Source organism: Acinetobacter sp. 22512, from assembly GCF_052044755.1.
Taxonomy (GTDB): Bacteria; Pseudomonadota; Gammaproteobacteria; order Pseudomonadales; family Moraxellaceae; genus Acinetobacter; species Acinetobacter pittii.
Window position 1 is genome coordinate 1 of sequence record NZ_JBQENP010000040.1, and the last position, 3,767, is coordinate 3,767.

Annotated in this window: 3 protein-coding genes and 1 pseudogene; all 4 read right to left on the reverse strand. The window is 36.4% G+C overall.

Going from position 1 to position 3,767, the window contains the following annotated elements:
* Positions 1-318: pseudogene (locus ACTJJG_RS18945) on the reverse strand (ShlB/FhaC/HecB family hemolysin secretion/activation protein); the annotation flags it as partial.
* Positions 319-441: 123 nt separating this feature from the next.
* On the reverse strand, positions 442-1,905 hold the full coding sequence (locus ACTJJG_RS18950) for an amino acid permease (protein ID WP_000042090.1): 1,464 nt from the start codon (positions 1,903-1,905) through the stop codon (positions 442-444).
* Positions 1,906-2,302: 397 nt separating this feature from the next.
* Positions 2,303-3,397 (reverse strand): arginine N-succinyltransferase, encoded by a 1,095-nt coding sequence (gene astA, locus ACTJJG_RS18955; protein WP_032056787.1) that lies wholly within the window; start codon positions 3,395-3,397, stop codon positions 2,303-2,305.
* Positions 3,394-3,767, reverse strand: a 374-nt coding sequence (locus tag ACTJJG_RS18960; protein ID WP_440608998.1) for an aminotransferase class III-fold pyridoxal phosphate-dependent enzyme, incomplete at its 5' end; no start/stop codon positions are given. The genes ACTJJG_RS18960 and astA, both read right to left, overlap by 4 nt.

The window sequence follows — 3,767 nt, forward strand, 5'->3', positions numbered from 1 at the left end:
TTTTTTTATAGCTTTAACCACAAAGTTAAATTGCTGTAGTTCAGACTCAGACTGATCATTTAAAGGGATAAAACTAATTTTTTTAACCACTACGCATGGGCTTTCTTTAACAACTAAATGCTTAAAATCCTGTAATGGCTTGGTGTTTTGGTAAGGAGTTTGCTGAGCAATTTGGTCTTGTAATTGCTGGTTAAGCTCTTTTAAACGTTGATCTTGAAGCACCTGACTGGGCAAAGAAACGTCTTCGATGGCATAGACATATTGGTGGAAACCCGCAAAAAGAATAATAGAAGAAGTTATAAAGTTCTTAGTTAACATCTCATATACAGAATTGTACGTATAATCACATTATTTTACATAAACACAATATATATCTCAATATTTAAGAGCATAAAAAAAGCTAGACACACGCCTAGCTTTAAAAGCATTTCATCTTCTAGATTAAATATAATCAACCTTTTGAGCTTTCAAGATATCAAGCTGCAACATCTTTTTCTTTTTATATTTATAGGCAATAAATAAACCAATAAACCAGATTGGTGAACACTCAAGTGCAATTAAAGTATCATGGTCTAAAGCCAAAATTACGATAGTAAACACTAAAAACAACATGGTCATCCAAGCCATAAATAACCCACCCGGCATTTTATATTTTGACTGGATATGTAGCTCAGGACTTTTCTTACGATAATAAATATAAGAAAGCACAATCAACATAAACGTAAAAATACATAAAATTGAAGTCAGCGCTGAGATAATCGTAAATGCTGTCATGACATTTGGAACAATAAATAAAATAGATGTTCCAACCGTTACACACGCCATTGAAAATACGAGTCCTCTAATTGGAACTTTTCTTTTTGAGAGTTTACTAAAGCTTTTAGGTGCGTCGTTGTCTAAAGCTAAACCGTATAACATACGGCTAGTCGCAAAGATCCCACTATTTGCAGAAGATAAAGCTGAAGTCGCAACAACAAAGTTGATTAAACCTGCCGCAATTGGTAACCCGACCAAAGTAAACATTTCTACAAATGGGCTTTTTTCTGGTGAAACTTTTGCCCAAGATGTGACCGCAATAATACAAACCAACGCGCCCACATAGAACAATAAAATGCGTAAAGGTATAGAGTTAATTGCTTTCGGAAGTGATTTATGCGGATCTTTAGTTTCAGCAGCAGTTGTACCGACAAGCTCAATACCCACAAATGCAAAGATGGCAATTTGAAAGCCTGCCAAGAAACCGGTTACACCATAAGGAAACATCGACTCTGTTTCAAACAAATGGCTCATTGAGGCCTTAACCCCATTTGGAGAAGTAAATCCGGTACCAATTAAATAAATACCAGCCAGAATAAACAGAATAATTGCAGTAATTTTGATGAGTGAGAACCAAAACTCGAGTTCACCAAACAATCGAACGGCCACAAAATTGAGTATGGTCAAGATCGCTAATGATGTAAATGCTGGAATCCAGACGGGTAAATCAGGATACCAAAACTGCATGTACCCTCCGATCACAATTACGTCGGCAATCGCAGTAATAATCCAGTTACACCAGTAGGACCAACCAAGGAAAAACCCCGCCCATGGACCGAGATAAGCTGTTGCAAAATCGGCGAATGTTTTAAAATTCGTGTTCGCAAGCAACAATTCACCCATTGCCCGCATCACGAAGAAAAAGAAGAAACCAATAATTAAATAGGTTAAAACAATTGAAGTACCCGAAACACTTAATGTTTTCCCGGAACCCATAAATAATCCAGTACCAATTGCACCACCGATTGCGATCATTTGAATATGACGATTTGTCAATGAGCGCTGCAATTTCTCTTCTTCTTGCTCAGTCATATGTTGACTACCAAGAAGATCTCCTTCCAGGAACTGCTTTCCGTTATTCTTACTCATGTAATATTTACTCCAATTTATAGCAACCGTCGTAAATGCTTTAATAATAAACAAATTATATGATTATTAATTTAGTCCATTAAACCATTCTAAAATATTATTAAATCACTTAAGACCTTATAAATTCCTTTTTAAAAGCCATCACCTATAACAATAAAAATTATTCATCATTCCTTTCCTTCATTATTATATTAACCTGATCTCCAAAATATAATTTCGATAAACAATTAAAATATATAAACTAATTAATATTTTATTGATTTACCCTTTATATAAAAAAGCAGGCTAATTAATTCCAGCTCAGAGAGCAAGATTGTATTTATCCATATACCCATCTTGCGCTAGCGATAATATATTATTCCCTCTTAAATTTGGTGAAATGTATAGTAATTTCCGCTTAATTAACAGCCATTCGAAAATGTTCAGTGGCTTTGAGTTTATTGACCACTTCTGGACTCGAAACTTGTTTAACATGAACACTTAGCACCCGAACTAAAGAGCCATTTTCAACATTCAATTGGTTTGCCTGTTCTTTTGTTAACTGCAATATGTTCTGATGAGGCTGGCTATACACAAGAATGGCGCGATAATTTTCATAGTCATCATTAGCCACAATGTAAGCTTCATCCCCTACAGCGATATTTTCAGGTTGTTCAATTTGAACCGTTACAGACTGACTTTCTTTAATCGCTCTTAAATTTTCGATATCCGCTTGCAGCGTTGCACCACCATCAAAAATATCGATATAGCCTTTATAGCGTAGCCCCTCTTCAAGCAAGAGGTTGTAGGCTGGTCGAGTATTTGGGTGCACAATGCCAATCGCAGCTTTAGCATCGTCAGGTAACATATCGACATAGAGGGGATGTCTTGGCATCAGCTCAGCAATAAAAGCCTTCTGCCCTACACCACTTAAATAATCGGCCTTGGTAAATTCGATATTAAAAAACTTGTGACCTACCGCATTCCAAAATGGTGACTGTCCATTTGCATCAGAGTATCCACGCATTTCAGCAACAATCGTTTCTTCAAAATATTGACGGAATGCTGAGAGAAATAAGAAACGGACTTTAGATAAAAATTTGCCATTTTTATTTAAGCGATAGTCAGGATCTAAAAATAAAGTACAAAGCTCACTACAGTTGGTATGGTCATTACTCAAATATAAAGTAGGTAAAGCGTTATAAACACTTAAGGGTTCAGATGCATGAACTTGTGTTCCTACATGGAAGTTATACCAAGGCTCTTTTAAGCCAAGTGCGACTTCAATACCGCAAACACCGACAATTTTATTGAGTTCAGTATCTTCTAAAACAAATAAGTAAACCTGATCTGCCTTTGGAAGTTCGCCTGCGACTGTCTTACACGCCCGTTCAATACGAGCAGTAAGTTTTTCCATATTTGGCTGCAAAGATGTCAAACCAAAACCTGCCTTTTGCGCCAACAGGTAAAGGTCATTAACATCTTTAGGTTCGATGTAACGAATAATCATCATGCTGCTTGTTCATCCTTTTGAATTTCAACAAAGCGAGCAAGCGCATGTTCAAAGCGTTTTAGGCCTTCATCAATATCAGCAAATGGAATGATCAAAGAGGGCGTAAAACGGACAACATTTGGACCAGCAATAAGACTCAGTAAACCTTCTTCGCCCGCAAGGTTATTGATGTCTTTTGCTTTACCAGCGAATTCATCTTTTAACGCACAACCAATCAATAAGCCTTCACCGCGAATAGTTTTAAAGACTTCATATTTTTCATTTAATTGATTTAAAGCTTTTTTATAGTAATCATGACGCTCCTTAACGCCATTCAGTACTTCAGGCGTATTAATAAACTCAAAGACTGCACCAGCAACCGCACTTGCTA